Consider the following 18,741-nt stretch of genomic DNA (forward strand, 5'->3'; position numbering starts at 1 on the left):
TGGAAGAGGGGCGCCGGTGGCCTCCCTCGCGCGAGGAAGGCCACCGACAAGGGGTCACTTCTTGGAGTAGTACTCCACGATGAGCTGCTCCTGGACCGGGACGTCGATCTGCGCCCGGATCGGGACCTGGTGCACGAGGACGCGCATCCGGGTGGGGATGACCTCGAGCCAGGCGGGCGTCACGCGCTCGCCGTGCGTCTCGCGGGCCACGATCATCGGCGTCATCTCGAGCGACTTCTCGCGCACGTCGATGATGTCGTGGTCGGTGACCTGGAAGGACGGGATGTCGACCTTCTTGCCGTTGACCAGGAAGTGGCCGTGCACGACGAGCTGGCGGGCCTGGCGACGCGTCCGGGCGAAGCCGGCGCGGTAGACCACGTTGTCGAGGCGGCACTCGAGCAGCTGCAGGAGGTTGTCGCCGGTCTTGCCCTGGCGACGGCTGGCCTCCTTGTAGTAGCGGACGAACTGCTTCTCCATCACGCCGTAGGTGAAGCGAGCCTTCTGCTTCTCACGGAGCTGCAGGAGGTACTCGGACTCCTTGATGCGGCCGCGGCCGTGCTGGCCGGGAGCGTAGGGACGCTTCTCGAAGGCAGCGTCGCCACCGACGAGGTCGACACCGAGACGGCGCGACTTGCGGGTCATGGGACCGGTGTAGCGGGCCATGTTTCAGTCTCTCTTTCTCAGTCTCGGGTCAGACGCGACGGCGCTTGGGCGGCCGGCATCCGTTGTGGGGGGTGGGCGTGACGTCCTGGATGGTGCCGACCTCGAGGCCGATGGCACCCAGCGAACGGATGGCGGTCTCACGACCCGAGCCCGGACCCTTGACGAAGACGTCGATCTTCTTCATGCCGTGGTCCATGGCGCGACGGCCAGCGGCCTCCGCAGCCATCTGCGCGGCGAACGGGGTGGACTTGCGCGAGCCCTTGAAGCCGACGGTGCCGGCAGAGGCCCACGAGATCACCGCACCGGTCGGGTCGGTGATCGTGACGATGGTGTTGTTGAACGTGCTCTTGATGTGGGCTTCGCCCTGAGCGATGTTCTTCTTCTCCTTGCGGCGGACCTTGGTCGCGCGGCTCTTGGGAGGCATTCAGTTACTCCTGAGGTTCTGGTCTGGAAGCTTCGATGACGAGGCAGGGATCGAGGTGATCGGGCGCAGGGCGCCGATCACTTCGCCTTCTTCTTGCCGGCGACGGTGCGCTTCGGACCCTTGCGGGTGCGAGCGTTGGTCTTGGTGCGCTGGCCGCGGACCGGAAGGCCCATGCGGTGGCGGCGACCCTGGTAGCTGCCGATCTCGATCTTGCGGCGGATGTCCGCCTGGACCTCACGTCGGAGGTCACCCTCGATCTTGAAGTTGGCTTCGATCTCGTCGCGAAGCTTGACCAGCTCCTCGTCACCGAGGGTGTGGACGCGAGCGTTCGGGTCCACACCGGTGGCAGCGAGCAGCTGCTGGGAGCGGGTACGGCCGATGCCGTAGATGTAGGTGAGAGCGATCTCGATGCGCTTGTCGCGCGGGAGGTCGACACCAACGAGGCGTGCCATGTGGCGGTTTCCTTGTCTGTTCATCGCTTTGGTTTTCTGGTCGTGTCGCGTCTCATCCCGCCTCGGGTGAGCTCCGGCCAAAGCGCCGGAGGTGGATTCGGTCAGGCGGTGCCTGGCCTAGCGATCACGTTGTGGTGGTGCAGTGGAGCTCTGCTCAGCCCTGCCGCTGCTTGTGGCGCGGGTTCTCGCAGATGACCATGACCCGGCCGTGACGGCGGATGACCTTGCACTTGTCACAGATGGGCTTGACGCTGGGGTTGACCTTCATGTCAACGAATCCTTGCTGCTCGGCTGGCTGGTTACTTGTAGCGGTAGACGATGCGACCTCGCGTGAGGTCGTACGGCGAGAGCTCCACCACGACCCGGTCCTCGGGGAGGATCCGGATGTAGTGCTGTCGCATCTTGCCGCTGATGTGCGCGAGCACCTTGTGCCCGTTGGCCAGCTCCACGCGGAACATGGCGTTGGGAAGGGCCTCCACGACGGTGCCCTCGATCTCGATCACGCCTTCTTTCTTCGGCATGTCCTCCACAATCTGTTGTCTCGTTGTCTACCGTGGCCCGGGAACCGCCCGGCACCGCGAAGGTGGCCGGTGGACCTCGTGAGGCGGCCCGTGGAACCTCATTCCCGGGCACGCGCGCAACCGTCGAGGACGATCACACGAGATTCCGGGCAGCCGCGAGGCGCCACGAAACACAGCCCACGTTGGGCCGACGCACCAGTTTAGTCAGGCGACCTGCGAGAACGCCAATCTGCACGCCTGCCCAGGGCCGCGCGGAGGCGGGCCGGCAGTCCGGCGGGCCGGTGCGCCTCGGCGGGGGCGTCGTCGGACACCGTGACCGGGTCGGCACCCGCCCGGGAACGCGTGCCGAGCAGGGACCGCAGGCTGATCGCCGCCAGCACCCGCTGGCGACGGCGTACGCCCTGCGACATCGCGCGGCGCTCGGCGTCGACGGAGGCCCAGTACGTCGTCGCCGCCGCGGCCTCGGGCACGCTCGGACCGAAGACGAAGCTGTCCGCGCGCCGGGCCAGCGCACCGGCCCCGTCTGAGACGATGCCCACCGACTGCTCGCGCCGGGTCACGGTCGGGCCGAGCGGCACGACCTGGCCCAGGTCGCGCGCGTGGTCGACGAGCTCGCGCCAGGCGCCGACGAAGCGTGCCGAGGGCGAGTCGGCGCTGCGCCGGCGGTGGCGGCGGACGGCCTTGAGCGCGACGACCGCGCCGAGCAGCAGGGCGATCAGCAGGAGCGGAGCGCCGACATAGGTGAGGACGGCGCCGATCCATCCGGGGAGACCGGCGATCAGGCCCTCCTCCTCGTCGGCGTCCTTGCGGGTCGCGCGGCGCTCCTTGAGGTCGGCGTCGCTCTGCTCCCCCGCGTCGGACGGCGGCGGGATCGGGTTGGGCGGCGGGATGACCGTGCCCGACATGGGGGTGTTGGTCTCGGGGACCTGGTCGGCCGGCGGCGTCGTCGACATGAAGGCGCTCGTCGGCAGCGTCTTCCACGACCCGTCGGCGGCGCGCAGCTCGACCCACGCCGAGACGTCCTTGCCGGTGACCGTGCCGTCCTCCGGAACGGTCGCGCCGAGCACGACCCGGGCCGGGACGCCGATGGCGTTGGCGATCAGCGCCATGGTGGCGGCGTACTGCTCGTCGTTGCCGACGATCTGGGGCGCGTTGACGAACTCGTCCGACAGCCTCCACACGCTGTGGCCGGCGACGTAGACCCGCTGGGCGCGCCCGATCCCGTCGGAGTACTTGCCCTCGGTCCTGAGGTGGTCGGCCGCGGCGAGGACGCGCGCCATCGGGGAGGAGCCCGCGGACTCGGTCCACTTCTCGGTCGGGCCCTGGATGAAGGCGGCGCTGGCCGGGAGGCCCGTCACGTCGGCCGAGGCCACGGTCTCGGGGGTCAGCTCGGTGTCCGGCTCGATCGCCGTGAACGTGTAGCGGTCACCCGGCTGGAGACCGCTGGGCACGACCGCGGTCGACGTGGCGAGGTTGTAGCGGAACACCTCGGCCTTCGCCCGGGCGTCGCCGGTCTCGAACGTCATCGACTGGAGCGCGCCCACGGTGGGCAGCCACACGCCGTCGTAGCCCTCGTCGAGGGTGATGGAGACGTCGACCTCCTTGCCCGCGACCGGGTTGTCGATGGTCGACGACACCCGCTGGAAGGAGTCGTCGGCAGGTCCGGGCAGCGCGTCGTCGGTCGCGCCCCAGACCATGCCGTCGTAGCGGTCCATCGCCGCGAACCGGACGAGCGTGCCGGGTGCGACGCCCTCGATCTCGAACAGCGCCTTGTCGTAGACGTTGGCCTCGTCGGTGCGGCCCTTGAGGTCGATGTACTTGCGGAACCCCGCGAGCGGTGAGGCGTACTGGCCGATGTCGAACGGCGGCTCGACCCAGTTGCGGGCCACCAGCCGCTCGCGGTCGTCGCGGGCGAAGACCGCACTCGCGGGGAAGGCCAGCGCGGCGGCCAGCGCGAGCATGGCGACGGCACCCACGCCCCGGACGTACGACGTGCTGCCTCCCTGCACGGAGGCGCTGGCGCGGCGGGCGCGGACCGCGAGCCAGGCCAGCGCGACGCCGGCGAACACCGAGCCCTGGAGCAGCAGCGACTGCGGGTGGCGTACGCCGAGGACGATGGCGCCGGACAGCACGACGGTCAGGCCGGCTACGGGCAGCAGCGCGGAGAGCCACGGCCTTCGGACCGACAGGTGGGCCAGGCCGAGCCCGACGATGCCGGCGACCATGCCGGACATCCAGGGCAGCACCAGGAGGGGCCCGTCCCCGTCGATCGGCGGGAGGGTGGTGAGCAGGTCCTTCCAGCCGAAGATCGCCTGGTCGGCGACCCGGGAGAGCGTCGAGGGGCCGGGCAGCACCGAGGTGTCACCCAGCGAGCGCAGGCACAACGGTCCGCCGAGCAGGAAGAACACGACCAGGCAGATCACGACCGCGGAGATGATCGGCCAGCCCGCGGCGCGGGTCACGTGGGTGACGGCCACGGCGATGACCGCGCCGAGCATGCCGACGACGAGGTAGGCCGAGCCGGTGAAGGAGGAGCCGAAGGCGCTGAGCGCGATCCCGACGAGCGCCAGGGTGAAGGCGATGTCGATCCACGAGTGGCGGTCGGGCAGCAGCGGGTGCGAGCGGACCCGCGTGCGGGTGCCGGTGGCCTGCCGGGCGCCGGTGCTGCCCGGGCTCCGCGAGCTCATCGCACGCTCCAGCGCAGGAGGCCGCCGAGGTCCTCCTTGGCGGCCAGGTGCAGGACCGGCAGGCCGCCGGTCTCGGTCACGCGGCTGTTGCCCTCGGGATCCACGACGATGCCGAAGCGGCGCACCTCGGGCGGGAAGGCGGCGGCCGAGCGGAGCAGGTCGGTGAACTCGGTCTCCCGACCGCCGACGAAGAAGGCGAGGCTGGTGTCGGGCGCGAGCATGCTGGCCTGCCGGCCGGACTCGACGATCCCGCGGTGCCCCAGCTCGGCGCGGCAGACGGCGTCGAGGGCCAGGTGCCCGTCGGAGCCGGTCGAGGCGTGACGACCGCACACGAACGAGACGTCGAACTCGTCGAGGACCGCCCGGACGGCGATGGAGGCGGCGACGGCCATCGCGGTCTCGAAGTCCTCGGGGTCCGCCCACGACGACAGCTTGTCGTCGACCACGATCGTGGCGTGGCTGCGACGGGTGTCGAGGTACTGGCGCACGAGCAGCGCCGCGTCGCCGGACGAGGCCATCACCTTGGCCGACGAGCGCCAGTGGATGTGGCGCAGGTCGTCACCGGGGACGTACTCGCGCAGGGCGTGGAAGGCCAGGTCGCTCTGGCTGACCGCGTCGGTCGAGACGCCTTCGAGGTCACGGAGCAGACCGGCGCCCAACGACTCCATCGGCACCAGGTGCGGACGGACGAGCACCTCGCGCACGGGCGTCCACACGACGTCGCGGGAGAAGATGCCGACCGGGTCGCCGCGTCGCGTCATGGCCGGCCCGACGGCGATCACGCCGCGTCGGTCGGTGCGGATGGTGAACGACTCCTCGTGCACGGCGCCCGGGGCGAGCGAGCTGATGCCGTAGCGGTGGATGGCCGAGCCGACCGGCACCTCGAGGCTGGTCGGCACCAGTCGCGAGGAGGCGCGGTTGACCACGAGCACCCCGGCAGCGACCGACTCCCCCGCCGCCACCCGCTCGGGCTGGAGCCGGAGGTCGACCGAGACCGCGGTGCGCCCGACCAGGAAGGGCAGGGCCAGGACGATCAGCGCCAGGCACGCCACACCGAGGACCGCCAGCTCGCGCCACTGCATGGCGCTGGCGACCAGGAGCGAGCCCAGGCCGAGCCCGAGGACCAACCAGCCGATCGGCTTGATGACCTCGAGCGCGTCGTTCAACCGCTGCCGCATGGACGTCTCAGGCTCCGATGCGGTCCGTCGGGGGCGCGACGGAGTCGAGCAGGCGGGAGATCACGGTCTGCACGTCGATGCCGCTGAACTGCGCCTCGGCGTCGAGCAGCACGCGGTGCGAGAGCACCGGCTCGGCGAGGTCCTTGATGTCGTCGGGGACGACGTGGTCGCGTCCGTCGGCCGCGGCCCAGGTCTTGGCCACGCGGACGAAGGCCAGGCAGCCGCGGGCGGACAGGCCCAGCTTGACGTGCGGCTGGCGCCGGGACTCCTCGGCCAGCTCGGCGACGTAGCCGATCACGGCGGGGTCGACGTACACGTCGTCGGCCAGTCCGCTCATCTGGGCGATGGTGGCGGCGGTGATGACCGGCGTGACCAGGGCCGCCCGGTCGCGGACGGCGGCGTTGTTGAGCAGCTCGACGGTCGCCTGCCGGTCGGGGTAGCCCACCGAGGTCTTCATCAGGAAGCGGTCGAGCTGGGCCTCGGGCAGCCGATAGGTGCCGGCCTGCTCGATCGGGTTCTGGGTGGCGATCACGAGGAACGGCCGACCGACCGGGTGAGCGACGCCGTCGACGGTGACCCGGCCCTCCTCCATCACCTCGAGGAGCGCCGACTGGGTCTTCGGGGAGGCACGGTTGATCTCGTCGGCCAGCACGATCGTGTGGAAGATCGGGCCGGGGTGGAACTCGAAGGTGCCCTTGTGCTGGTCGTAGACGGTGACGCCGGTGACGTCCGAGGGCAGCAGGTCGGGTGTGAACTGGATGCGGGCGTGGCTCCCCTGCACGGTGTTCGCGAGCGCCCGGGCGAGCATCGTCTTGCCGGTGCCAGGGAAGTCCTCGAGGAGGACGTGGCCCTCGGAGAGCAGGCAGGTCAGCGCGAGCCGGACGACGTGGCGCTTGCCGAGGACGGCCTTCTCCATGTTGTCGGTGAGCTGGTCGAACGTGGACTTGAACCACTCGGCCTGTTCGGTGCTGATCGTCATCTGTGCTGTGTCCTCTGCTCGCGCTGGCGGGGAGTAGGTGGGGTGGTCGTGCGTCGGGCGGTCACCAGTTGACCCATCCGGTCCCGCCGCCCTGGTAGTTGCCCTGACCGGGGTTGTAGTCGCTGGTGCCGCAGTTCAGCGCCACCTGCGAGCCGCCGATGATCGAGCCGCCGCCGTAGTAGTAGGAGTTGCCACCGCGGGAGTCGACCGGATCGACGGAGAAGCCGATGTCCGGACGGCCTCGGCGCTGGATGGTGCAGGTGTACCGCTCGAGGAACCCGCGCACGCTGAACTGGATGAAGGAACAGTTGTTGTCGGTGCAGTCCTCGCCGTTCCAGCCGCGGCCTCGGCAGTCGGGGAGGTCCGAGGGGCGGTCGGGATCGGTGGAGCAGCGGTCGCCGCTGCGGAAGATCACGAGCTCGGGGTCAGGCGGGCTGCCCGTGCTGGCGTCCACCGTGCGGTTGACCGGGCCCCTGCCGTTGCCGGGGTCGGCGAGCGTGACGGTGACGCGCTCGTTCTCGCGCCATCCGAGGTTGACGTTCTGCGTCTGCACCGACCAGGTGCCCGCCGGCACCTGGAAGCTCTGGTTGCGGTCGTTGGACGCCACCGTGAGCGTGGCCGGGCGACCGTTGGAGGTCCCGGTGATGACCCACGAGATGTTCTGGTTGTCGACCACCGGCGTGATGCCGGTGATGTGGCTTGTCTGCAGCGGCCCGAACGTCTGCACCGACTGCGCGCCGCTCAGCGTGCACCCGGCGGGGGCGTCCTCGTTGCACACGCGCAGCTGCACGGAGAACGCCGTGTCGTTGCTGGGCACCGGGAACCGCGTCGTGTTGGCACCGGTCTGGCTGCTGAACGACCTGGCCGAGACGCCGTTGACCAGCACGTCGACGCGGCTGTCGGAGCCTCGCGAGTCGGGCACGGTGTAGGAGACCTGGGCCTCCTGGTTGGCCCCGGTGGCGATCAGCTGGAACGCGCCCCACTGGGCCGGTCGACCCACCGCCTGGATCGCGGCACCCTCGCTGGGCTGCGAGCGGTTCCCCGGTGCGTTGGAGGCGACGACGCGGTAGGTGTAGGTCAGGCCGTCGTAGGGCACGTTGGTGTGCGTGCAGGTGAGGGCGATCAGCTTCTGGCACCCCGGGACGGCACCGCTCGTGACGCCGTTGCTGTAGGACACGGTGTACGCCGTCGGGCCGGGGCCCTCCGGCAGGACGCCCTGCCAGCCGATGCGGATGCTGGTCTGGTTGAGGCCGGACTCGAGGTCGGCCACGGTCGGCAGCGGCGGCGGCAGCGGGGTTCCGAGGGACTGCAGCTCGCCCGACTGCCGGGGCAGGGAGAGGTCGACCTTGTTCTCGGCCCTCACCTCGAAGATGTAGCGCGCGTTGTTGTCGAGGCCGGTCGCGGTGTACTGCGTGACGTTGCCGGGAACCTCCACGGCCTGCTGCACGCCCGACCACAGGACGTAGTACCTCAGGATCTTCGACGAGTCGGCCGGCTTGTCCCACGCGAGGGTGATGGTGCCGTTGCCGCGGTCCTTCATCCGGATGTTCCGGACACGACCGGGCGCCGTGTCTGCCTGGGCGGTGCGCGACAGGTCGCTCCACTCGCTCTCGCCGACACGGTTCACGGCCTTGACGCGGAAGGTGTAGTCGCGACCACCCTGGAGGTCGCGGAAGACGCAGATGTTCGTGGCGCAGCGCTGCTCGGCGCCGGTCTTCTGCTCCTTGACCACGTAGTGCTGGATGGGTGCACCACCGTCGTCGCGGGGCGGCGCCCACGACATCTTCACGGTGCCGATCTCGTCGGAGAGCCGGAACGGTCGCGGCTCGCCCGGCGCGTCCGGCACGCCGACGACCTTGAACTGGACGCGGCCCTCGGCCCGGCGCGACGCCGGCGGGTCCGACGTGCCGACGTCGCTCACGACGAGGCGGAAGCCGGCGTCCGCGCCGCGCGCGTCCTTCGACGCGGTGAAGGTCAGCCGGCTGCCGTCGACCTTGGCCGTCACCTCGGGGTTGCCGGTGTTCTCCACGGTGACGACCTGCGGGCTCGGCTCCGCGACGCCGGCCCGGAGGTAGGCGCCGATGTCGAAGCTGCGGCTCTGACCGGCCTCGAGGGTGTCCACGCGGATCGGCAGCAGGGTGGGCGGCGGCGACTGCGACAGCCGGAACCTGATCTCCTGGGTGTTGCTCGTCCCGGCCCGGACGACCAGCACGCCCTCGCCGCCCTCGGTGGCCGACTCGGCAGCGGTCACGCGGGCGATCGAGCCGCGCGGGCTGTCGACGTCGACGCCGTCGATCCTCGTGGTCCACTCGGCGGTGTAGTCGAGCTCGGCCACGTCGCGCGGGTCGAGGGTGAACACCTTGCAGAAGGTGGCGATGTCGAGGTCGAAGGCCTGGCCGGCCGAGATCGGCAGCACCGTGGAGGGGCACTCCAGGCTCGGGGTGTCGTCGCCGACCTGGACGGGGATGGACAGCAGCACCGTGGCGCCGTCGTCGGTCGTCGAGGTGTCCTCGTTGCCGGCGTCGTCGGTCGCGGAGGTGACCTCCACCAGCACGGCCCCGGGACCGCGGAGACCGGGCGCCGCGGACACCGTGAACCGGGTGTCGCTGTCGGCGCCGACCGTCAGCTGGGACGGGGAGGCCGACCACGAGCGCCGGCCGGACGCGAGTCGTACGTCGCCACCGTCGGGGGCCGCGACGTAGTCGGCGAGCTTGCCGGTGAAGCTCTCCCCCGAGTCGAGCTCGATCAGGGCGTCGTCGAGGACGTACGGGAGGCCGTTGCCCGTCGGCGGGATGTAGACCGAAGCCGTCGCGACGGCGCCGTCGGCGTCGCTGACCTCGAACGGCAGCACCTGCGGCGACGGGCCGCGCTGGGCGCGCACCTGCGTGCCGCCGACCACCTCGGCCTCACCCGCGACGGAGGTGACCTCGAGGTCCCCGGCGTCGCCGTCGGGGTCGTAGGCACCGTCGAGCACGTCGACGACCACGGCACCGCTGTCCCGGGCGCTGCCGAAGGCGTCGTAGATGATCGGCGGGTTGTTGAAGTCCTCGGCGGTCTCGAGGGTCATCGTCGCGCGCGACTCGGCGAGACCGTTGGTGACGCTGTAGACGATCACCACGGGCGGCTCGTCGGTCGTCGCCGGAGCGGGCACGGTGACGAGGTTCGTCTTCGGGTCGAGCCTGGCTCCCGACGGCGCGTCGAGGAGCTTCAGCTCGACGGAGTCACCGGGGGCGATGAAGTCGTTGGCGAGCGGGTCGAAGGTCGCCGTGCGACCCGGCTCGACGGTCAGTCGGTCCGCGACGGCGAGCGGCGGCTGCGGCTCGGTGGGCGTCACGATCACGATCCGCACGGTGCCGGTCGCGAAGGCGCCCTGGGAGTCGGCGACGGAGTAGGTGAACTCGTCGGTGCCGACCGTGCGCGGATAGGCCTGGTACTCGAGGAAGTTGCCGCCGTAGGACACGATCCGGCCCAGCCGGGGCGCCGAGGTGATGCCGGTGACGGTCACCGGGTCGCCGTTGCGGTCGACCCCGACGCCCGGCACCCGGACCTTGACGTTGTCGCCCGACACGACCCGACCCTCGAGGGTCGGCGGCTCCGGCGGGTCGTTGGGGTCGTCGGCCGGGACGACCGTGACCCGCAGGGTGCCGTTGGCGCGCTGGCCGTCGAGGTTCTGCGCGACGTAGGTGACCGTGTAGGTGTCGCGCTCGTCGATGGCGGCGGGAGCGACGTAGCGCACCACGCGGCCCGAGACGTAGGCCCTGCCCACGTCGCCCGTGACGTCGACCGGGGCCACCACGTCGAGGCTGCCGGGCGTGCCGTCCTCGCCCAGGTCGCCGAGCAGGGTCAGCCGGTCGCCCGAGGGCGAGAGGTCGTTGTCGAGCACGGGTGCGGTCACCGACGCGCCCGCACGGACGACCACCTTGTCCGCGACCGTGATCGGCGTGTTGTCCTCCGGCGCGGGGCGCTGGGTGACGACGACCTCGCCGCGCACGCCCGAGCTGGTGCCGTTGCTGATCGTGTAGGAGACCGTCTGGGTGGTCGGCGCGAGGATCGGCTGCACGGCCGAGATCCGGAGCCAGCGGCCCTCGATGATGGCCACGTCGAGCTGGTCGCCGAGGTCGGCCTCGGCGCGCTGGACGACCAGGAGGCCGCCGGCCGGGTCCAGGTCGTTGGCCAGCACGTCGACGATCCCCGGCGCCTGGCCGTAGACCGTGAGCGTGTCGGGCATCGCGATCGGCTCGGCCTCACCCTTGGGACGCGGCTTGACGTCGACCCGGATGGTGCCCTGGTCCGGCGGGGCGTTGCCGTAGCCGGCGTCGTAGTCGAGGAAGTACGTGCCGACCTGGTCGGCCGTGAAGGACAGCTGGCCGGCGTCGAGGTCGGTGACGATCCGGGCCCCGGGCTGCTGCGGCACCTTGCCGGCCAGTCCGAGGTCCGCGTCCGGCGTGCTGGGGTCGGAGCCGGGGAGGTCGTTGAGGAGCGGCCGGATCTTGATCGGCTTGCCGACCTCGCCGCGGACCACGTCGGGCTCGGCGGTGGGCGCGAAGGCCTTCTGGTCCCGGGGTGCCTGCACCTGGAAGCTGACCGACTTCCGCACTGCCGCCGACCTGCCGTCGGTGACGGCGTAGTCGACGCGGACGGTCTGCTGCCCGTCCACCGCGGCCGTGGGTGCGGAGAACCGGATCCGGCCGTCCGCCGTGGTCCGCGCGACGGCGCCGTTCTGCTCGCCGTCGACGGCGCGTGCGGACTCGAGCATGAGCGTGTCGCCGTCACGGTCGTCACGCCAGTCGGCCAGGACCGGCACCGAGAGCGAGCCGCCGCTCGGCACCTTGAAGGTGGGCTTCTCGTAGCCCTCGCGCACCGTCGGCGCCTCGTTGTCGCGGTCGGCGCGGACGTCGACGCTGACCGCGGCGTGCGCGGAGAGTCCGTCGCGACCGTCGTCGACGAAGTAGTCGAAGGTGGCCGGGCGCGCGTCCTCGGGCATCTGGAGGACCAGGGTCTGCCCGTCGGGGCTGATCTCCACCCGCGCTCCGCCGGAGGGCTGCTCGACGTCGACGATGCTGAGGATGCGTCCCTGGGGCGCGGAGTCGTTGTCGAGCGGGTGCAGCACCGTGGTGCGACCCGCGCGCACGCCGTAGGAGTCGGGCTTGGCCTGCGGCGGACGGCGATCGGTGTCGTTCTGGTTCTCGTTGTCCTCCTCGTCGTCGTCCTTCTTCTTCTTCGAGGTGAACGACTCCCAGTTGTCGATCCGGATCGGCGTGTCCTGCTGGACGTCCCAGACCGCACCGCTGTTCGCGTCGTTGAGGACGATCTCGCCGCGGTTGACGCGGAAGGCGAGGTTGGTCGCGTTGCCACCGAGGTCGGAGGTGGTGGCCGGCTGTGACCCGCACTGGGTGGCGAGGTGACCGGTGCCGCCCGACCAGGCTCCGAAGGTGCAGGCGCCGAGGCGGACCGGCTCGACCGGCCTGCCGTCGGTGGCGGCCACGGTCGTGACGTCGCCGGAGTCGAGGTCGACGCTGTAGAGGCCCTCGGGACCGGCCACGAGCACGGAGTCGGCCGCCGGCCCCGACTGCTGCAGGACGGAGCCCGCCGGCACCGAGGCCGTGGCGCCGCCGACGACGCTGAGGACGCCGGAGTCCGGGTCGAGGGTGACGATGCGCTCGCCGACCGTGGTCACGGCGGCGACCTGGCCGGCGTCGCCCGGGAGGTCGCGGGTCTTCTCGCCCGCGAAGGAGGTCGTGCCCGCGCCGAGCGTGGTGACCGTGCCGTCGACGCTGGAGGTGACGACGACGGTGCCCGACTGGCTGACGGCGAGCGCCGCGCCCTCACCGGTCTCGAGGAGCGGCTCCGCCTGCCGGTCGAGGGCGCTCATCACCGGCTTGCCGAGCTGGTCGTCGAAGCGCACGGCCCAGACGTCACCGGTCTCGACGTCCGCGCTCGCCAGGGTGCCTCCTGCCATGCGGATCTCGCCGCCGGCGGGCACCGCGGCCGCGCCGCCGTCCTGCGAGACCAGCCTGCTGGCGTCGATCGACTGCCCCCGACTGCCGTTGAGGTCGAGGCTGACGACGGCCGCCCCGTCCTGCACGACGTCGAGGCGCGTCTTGCCGTCCTGGCTCGGGACGACGCCGTCGAGCTGGTTGATCGGCTTGTTGAGCCGGCCCGCCCAGCCCTTCTCGCCGTTGACGACCCACACGCCGCCGTCGTTGAGCTCGGCCTCGTGCTTCTTGTAGCCGCTCGCCGTCACGGCGTACGCGAGGACGGCCGCCGCAGCGAGCGTGAGCGCGACGCCGGAGGCGATGCCTGCCCGGTGCCGGCGCAGAGCGGTCGCACGTGCCACGTCGATCCCCCTTGGCCCCCGCCGATCACATGCGGCCGCAGCCGTCTACCCAGAGGAGGGTATGTATGAGGTCAGGATCCATCAAGTCGGGACCGCGTGCGCGCGAACGGCGGAATGGGTGATGATGGAGTGGTGGGCGTGTACGAGGGGGGCCGACGTTGATCGTGGATGCGAGGTACGCCAGCGGGTCCGGCGTGCTGCTCGGCAGCGGCGCGCACTGGGTGCTGCTGACCGACCCCGCTGACGAGCAGGTCGTCCAGGAGATCTGGGACGCCCTGTCCCTCACCGCGCCCAGCGGGTCCTCCGTCGTCGAGCGCGTGATGGCGATCGTGGAGAAGGCCTTCGACGGCGACCCGCCCGGCCTCGCCCTGGTCGACTTCACCGCCGGCGCCTCCACCACGCTGTCGCGCGGCAACGGGCACGTGCGCCTGGCCGGCGCGTCCCGGGTGCTCAGCCTCGACGGCGGCACCGACCCCGACCACCTCGCCCCCGCGCGCCGCCTCGTGGGCGGCGTGGTCGCCGCCGACCGGGTCGAGATCCAGCCGCTGACGGTGCGCACGGCGCCGGCCCACCGCGCCCAGGAGGTGGCGGCGCCCGAGCCGGCCGCCGCGATGATCGACGGCATCCCCGACTCCATCCTCGCCGCCAGGGGCCCGGACGGCCCTCCCCCGCGGACCCGGGTCCGCCGCCGCGTCGAGGACACCGGCTCCCTGACCGACACCTCCGAGCCCGACCCGCTGGTGGTCGCGCGCATCGAGGAGGGCACCCGCACCACCATCCGCTCCGACAGCGACCCGCTCACGGCACCGGTCGCGGACGTCGACGACCACGACGGCTCCACCTCGGCGCGCTCCGCCCACCTGTCCCACAGCACCATCCCGACGGTGCTCGCGGTGAGCTGCCCGCTGGGCCACCTGACGCCGCCGATCTCACCCCAGTGCCGGGTGTGCCACCAGCGCGTCGCACCGCAGGAGCCCCGCCAGGTCGACCGTCCCTCCCTCGGCGGGCTCCGGCTGCCGACGGGCGAGGTCGTCCCGCTCGACCGCGGAGTGATCATCGGGCGCAAGCCCGCCCCGGACGTGGGCAGCACGGACTGGCCGCACCTGGTCCACCTGCCGTCCGACCACTCCTTCGTCTCCCGCCGCCACCTCCAGGTCGAGCTCGACGGCTGGGACGTCATCGCCCGCGACCTCGACAGCCGGGGCGGGTCGACCATCGCCCCGCCGGGACGCGACGCCGAGCGGATGCGGCCCGGTGAGGCCTACGTCCTCGAGCCCGGCACGGTCATCGACCTGGCGCACGTCTACGCCGTGCGCTTCGAGACGGGGGGACTCGGCCGGTGAGCGCTCCCGTCATCCCCGGGTTCGCGTTCGTCGAGCACCTGGGCAGCGGCGGTTTCGCCGACGTCTTCCTCTACGAGCAGCAGTGGCCCCGCCAGCGCGTCGCGGTCAAGGTCGTGCGCCCGGACGTCCCGCTGACCGACCGCGAGAAGTACCTCTTCACGGCCGAGGCCAACGCGATGGCCCGTCTGGCCGACCACCCCTACATCGTCTCGGTGATCACGGCCGGCGTGACCGCGGAGGGCGGGCGGCCCTTCCTGGTCATGCGCTACTGCCCACCTCCGGACCTCGGGGTGCGCGTGCGCTCCAACCCGATGGCTCCCGTGGACGCCGTCTCGACCGGCATCAAGCTCGCCAGTGCGATCGAGACCGCCCACCGCTCGGGCATCCTGCACCGCGACATCAAGCCCAGCAACGTGCTGGTGACCAGCTACCACGAGCCCGCCCTGACCGACTTCGGCATCGCCGGTCACATGGCCGACGTCGAGGGCGACAACGACGTCCGCATCTCCTACCCGTGGTCGCCGCCCGAGCTGCTCGACGGCCGGTCCAACGGCTCGGTCGCCTCCGACGTCTACTCGCTCGGCGCCACGATCTGGCACCTCCTGGTGGGGCGCTCCCCGTTCGCCATCCCCTCGGGCGACAACTCCACGCGCGCCCTCAGCGCCCGGATCCTGCACGCCGCTCCTCCCGCGACCCAGCGGCCCGACGTCCCGCCGGCCCTCGACCGCCTCCTCCAGCAGTGCCTCGCCAAGCGTCCGGAGCACCGGCCCGCCAGTGCGCTCGAGCTCGCCCGCGCGCTCCAGCGGATCGAGTCCGCGGCCGGGTGGGCGCGCACCGCCGTCGCGGTCGAGGGCGACCGGCCCGATTCCTCCTCGGCCGCGCCGACCGAGGCCGTCGACGTGCCGGAGGACGCCACCGCGATGAAGCCGGTGACCGTCATCTCCGCGAGCGGCCCACGGCGGATCGCGGCACAGGACCCCGAGGAGGCCGAGGAGGCCACCACCGGCTCGGGCGTCTCCGGCCTCGTGTGGGCCGGGGTGGGCGTGGCGGTGCTGGCCCTCATCCTCGGTTTCCTCTTCCTCGGCGGTGACCGCGAGGAGGACCCCGGCGTCGGGGACCCCGGCGCCACCCGCACGCCCGACGGCATCGTGGTCGACACGCTGACGCAGGCCCCCCTGCTGTCCGGCAGCAGGACCCCGCGTGGCGTGCTGTTCGAATGGAACGCACCGGTGGACGTCGAGCCCGGCGACACCTTCAGCTGGCACCGCGACGACACCGACGAGGCCGGCACCACCACCAAGCAGCAGCTCCTCGTCCGCACCCCCGGCCCGGTCTGCCTCGACCTCCGCATGACGCGCGGCGACGACGTGTCGCCGAGCGCGAGCCAGTGCGTGTCCTGATCGCTGCGTGCGTCCTCGCACTCGGCCTCACCGGCTTCCCACCTGCTGCCTCGGCCGCTGCATCGCCCGCTGCGTCGCCGGAGAAGGACCGCATCCTGCGCCTGCTCGACCGGGCGCGGGTCGTCGACGACCTCGGGTACCACCCCGGCTACGACCGCTCCTGCGACCCGGGCGCGTGCGTCTTCGGCGAGCCCTGGACCGACGACCACGACGGACCCCGGGGGCACAACGGCTGCACGACCCGCGAGGACGTCCTGCTCCTGCAGATGAGCGGCATCGAGATGCGCTGGGGCTCGCGTTGCCGCATCTACGAGGCCCGGCTGCGTGACCCCTACACCGGCGAGGTGCTCACCTGGCGCGACGACGGCTACGTCATCGCCATCGACCACGTGTACCCGCTGGCGCGGGCCTGGCACGGCGGCGCCTGGGCGTGGTCCCAGCGCCGTCGCGTGGCGTTCGCGAACGACGTGCGCCACGAGCTCCTCGCGGTCTCGGCGCGGAGCAACCAGGACAAGGTCGCCGACGGCCCGGAGGACTGGCTGCCGCCGTGGCGGCGCGCACGCTGCGACTACGTGCGCCGCTACGTCCGCGTGGCCGTGGTGTGGGACCTCCCCCTCACCACGGCCGACGCCGACGTCGTACGACGAGTCGCTCGCCGCTGCTGAGCGTCAGTCGTCTTCCCAGTCGCGCCGCGGGCCGCTGGACGCGTCCTGCTCGGCGGGGGTCATCCGGCTCGAGACGACGAGCGACAGGACCGCGGTGACGGCCAGGGTGGCGATGATGACGACCAGCGAGAGCCAGATCGGCACGTCGGGCGCCCAGGAGATGTGCTCGCCGCCGTTGATGAACGACAGCTCGTTCTCGTGCATCGCGTGGAGGATGAGCTTCACGCCGATGAAGGCGAGCAGGAACGCCAGGCCGTAGGAGAGGTAGATCAGGCGCTGGAGCAGGCCGCCGATGAGGAAGTAGAGCTGGCGCAGGCCCATCAGCGCGAAGATGTTGGCCGTGAGCACCAGGTAGGGCTCCTTGGTGATGCCGAAGATCGCGGGGATCGAGTCGAGCGCGAACAGCAGGTCGGTCGTGCCGAGCGTGATGATCACGATGAACATCGGTGTGATCATCTTCTTGGCGCCGTCGCCGGAGACCAGCAGCTTCTTGCCGTGCCACTCCGACGTGGCCGGGAACCGCTTCTCGACGAAGGCGACTAGCTTGTTCTCCTCGAACTCCTCGTCCTCGTCCTCGGCACCCTCCTTGGCGAGCTTGATCGCCGTGTAGACCAGGAACAGGCCGAAGAGGTAGAAGACCCAGCTGAAGTTGTTGATCGCCGCTGCGCCGACGCCGATGAAGATCGCACGCATGACCAGCGCCATCACGATGCCGATCATCAGGGCGTACTGCTGGAGCTCCTTCGGCACGGCGAACTTCGCCATGATGATGATGAAGATGAAGAGGTTGTCGATCGACAGCGAGTACTCGACCAGCCACCCGGAGAAGAACTCCAGGCCGTGCTGGTGGTCCCAGGTCATCCATACGCCGGCGCCGAAGACGATGGCGAGGCCGACGTAGATCGACAGGTAGGTCGCGCACTCCTTCATGCTCGGCTCGTGCGGCCGGCGACCGACGATCACGAGGTCGAAGGTGAAGATGGCGGCGGTCACGACGAAGGTCGCGATCCAGACCCAGAGGGGGACGTCCACGCTGTTGCTCCTAGGGATGAAAGGTGAGTGCCGGTGTCCGCGCACGGCACGGCCACCGGAGGTCTCTTCCGCTCACCCGGACGGGCGAACCGATGGCACCGGGGGCCGCTCGCGCGACACCGTGATGACGGCACCACCGTCGGGGAATACTCCCCTCCAGCGGACCCATCCTTCCACGCCCGGCGGGGCGGGTCGACTCGGGCGGGTCAGCGTCCGCCGAATGGGACACCGAGCGCGGCGAGCCGGGCCTCTCCGCCGTCGACCGCGGTGAGCACCCAGGCGCCCCGGGCCGTGACGGTGAAGGTGTGCTCGAAGTGTGCCGCGAAGGACCCGTCGACCGTGGCCACGGTCCACTCGTCCTCGAGCAGGTCGGTGTGCTTGCTGCCGAGGGTGACCATCGGCTCGACCGCCAGCGCGAGGCCCTCGACGATCGACGCGCCGCGACCCTTGCGGCCGTAGTTGGGCACGTTGGGGGCCATGTGCATCTCGGTGCCGATGCCGTGGCCGGTGTAGTCCTCGAGGATGCCGTAGCGGCCCTGGCCGCGGACGTAGGTCTCGATCGCGTGGCTGATGTCGGTCACCCGGCCGCCGAGCCTGGCCGCGGCCATGCCCCGCCACAGCGACTCCTCGGTGACCTCGAGCAGGCGTCGTACGTCGTCGGACACCTCGCCCACCGGCACGGTGATGGCGGCGTCGCCGTGCCAGCCCTCGACGATCGCGCCGCAGTCGATGGAGACCACGTCACCCTCGGCGAGCACGCGCGGGCCGGGGATGCCGTGCACGACCTCGTCGTTGACCGAGGCGCAGATGGTCGCCGGGAACGGCGGCTGGCTGTAGCCCTTGAACGACGGGATGCCGCCGTGGTCGCGGATGTTGGTCTCGGCGAGGGTGTCGAGCTCGAGCGTGGTGACGCCCGGTCTCACGGCAGCACGCAGCAGGTCGAGGGTCTCCCCCACCAGCCGCCCGGCGACCCGCATCAGGTCGATCTGGTCGGCCGACTTGATCTCGATCCCGCGGTCACGGAACGCCATCTCCCGGGCCTGCCCGTCCTGCCGGTCCC

14 protein-coding genes are annotated in these 18,741 nt (G+C 71.3%); 3 read left to right on the plus strand and 11 right to left on the minus strand.

Annotated elements, in window-relative coordinates; translation table 11 throughout:
• Window positions 1-54: 54 nt before the first annotated feature.
• The 9 genes from rpsD to EUA93_RS02490 all read right to left on the minus strand — a co-directional run bounded on the left by rpsD (window position 55) and on the right by EUA93_RS02490 (window position 13,241).
• Window positions 55-663 carry a 30S ribosomal protein S4 gene (gene rpsD / locus EUA93_RS02450; protein ID WP_129398440.1) on the minus strand — a complete coding sequence of 203 codons (609 nt, stop codon included), beginning with the start codon at window positions 661-663 and terminating at the stop codon, window positions 55-57.
• 28 nt (window positions 664-691) lie between these two features.
• Window positions 692-1,087, minus strand: coding sequence for a 30S ribosomal protein S11 (rpsK, locus tag EUA93_RS02455; RefSeq protein WP_010831742.1), 396 nt, complete (start codon window positions 1,085-1,087; stop codon window positions 692-694).
• A 77-nt stretch (window positions 1,088-1,164) separates the two neighbouring features.
• A complete protein-coding gene (gene rpsM, locus EUA93_RS02460) occupies window positions 1,165-1,539 on the minus strand; it encodes a 30S ribosomal protein S13 (RefSeq protein ID WP_036490072.1) in 375 nt (124 codons plus the stop codon).
• A gap of 154 nt (window positions 1,540-1,693) precedes the next feature.
• Window positions 1,694-1,807, minus strand: coding sequence for a 50S ribosomal protein L36 (gene rpmJ / locus EUA93_RS02465; RefSeq protein ID WP_004008316.1), 114 nt, complete (start codon window positions 1,805-1,807; stop codon window positions 1,694-1,696).
• A 31-nt stretch (window positions 1,808-1,838) separates the two neighbouring features.
• A complete protein-coding gene (gene infA / locus EUA93_RS02470) occupies window positions 1,839-2,060 on the minus strand; it encodes a translation initiation factor IF-1 (RefSeq protein WP_056599768.1) in 222 nt (73 codons plus the stop codon).
• A gap of 200 nt (window positions 2,061-2,260) precedes the next feature.
• The gene (locus EUA93_RS02475) at window positions 2,261-4,747 is read right to left on the minus strand and encodes a transglutaminase-like domain-containing protein (protein ID WP_129398442.1); all 2,487 of its coding nucleotides are present in this window, start codon (window positions 4,745-4,747) and stop codon (window positions 2,261-2,263) included.
• Window positions 4,744-5,925, minus strand: a complete 1,182-nt coding sequence (locus tag EUA93_RS02480; protein WP_129398443.1) for a DUF58 domain-containing protein — start codon at window positions 5,923-5,925, stop codon at window positions 4,744-4,746. Before EUA93_RS02480 ends, EUA93_RS02475 begins: the two co-directional genes overlap by 4 nt.
• A gap of 7 nt (window positions 5,926-5,932) precedes the next feature.
• Complete coding sequence (locus EUA93_RS02485) at window positions 5,933-6,904, minus strand: AAA family ATPase (RefSeq protein ID WP_129398445.1); 972 nt, start codon at window positions 6,902-6,904, stop codon at window positions 5,933-5,935.
• Between the two features lie 61 nt (window positions 6,905-6,965).
• Complete coding sequence (locus tag EUA93_RS02490; protein WP_129398447.1) at window positions 6,966-13,241, minus strand: fibronectin type III domain-containing protein; 6,276 nt, start codon at window positions 13,239-13,241, stop codon at window positions 6,966-6,968.
• 164 nt (window positions 13,242-13,405) lie between these two features.
• Here EUA93_RS02490 and EUA93_RS02495 point away from each other — a divergent pair, with 164 nt between their 5' ends.
• From EUA93_RS02495 to EUA93_RS02505, 3 genes are read left to right on the plus strand one after another with little or no spacing between them, the layout of a single operon-like run.
• Window positions 13,406-14,584, plus strand: a complete 1,179-nt coding sequence (locus tag EUA93_RS02495) for an FHA domain-containing protein (protein ID WP_129398449.1) — start codon at window positions 13,406-13,408, stop codon at window positions 14,582-14,584.
• Window positions 14,581-15,984, plus strand: coding sequence for a serine/threonine-protein kinase (locus EUA93_RS02500; protein ID WP_129398451.1), 1,404 nt, complete (start codon window positions 14,581-14,583; stop codon window positions 15,982-15,984). The genes EUA93_RS02495 and EUA93_RS02500 overlap by 4 nt, the downstream gene beginning before the upstream one ends.
• A complete protein-coding gene (locus EUA93_RS02505) occupies window positions 15,972-16,649 on the plus strand; it encodes a GmrSD restriction endonuclease domain-containing protein (protein WP_129398453.1) in 678 nt (225 codons plus the stop codon). Before EUA93_RS02500 ends, EUA93_RS02505 begins: the two co-directional genes overlap by 13 nt.
• Before the next feature lie 3 nt (window positions 16,650-16,652).
• Here the strand turns inward: EUA93_RS02505 and EUA93_RS02510 are convergent, their stop codons facing one another.
• Together EUA93_RS02510 and map are read right to left on the minus strand one after the other, a co-directional pair.
• Window positions 16,653-17,681 carry a TerC family protein gene (locus EUA93_RS02510; RefSeq protein ID WP_129398455.1) on the minus strand — a complete coding sequence of 343 codons (1,029 nt, stop codon included), beginning with the start codon at window positions 17,679-17,681 and terminating at the stop codon, window positions 16,653-16,655.
• Between the two features lie 206 nt (window positions 17,682-17,887).
• The gene (map, locus tag EUA93_RS02515; RefSeq protein ID WP_129398457.1) at window positions 17,888-18,712 is read right to left on the minus strand and encodes a type I methionyl aminopeptidase; all 825 of its coding nucleotides are present in this window, start codon (window positions 18,710-18,712) and stop codon (window positions 17,888-17,890) included.
• Window positions 18,713-18,741: the final 29 nt, after the last annotated feature.

The sequence above is a fragment of the Nocardioides oleivorans genome (assembly GCF_004137255.1).
In the GTDB taxonomy this organism is placed as follows: Bacteria; Actinomycetota; Actinomycetes; order Propionibacteriales; family Nocardioidaceae; genus Nocardioides; species Nocardioides oleivorans.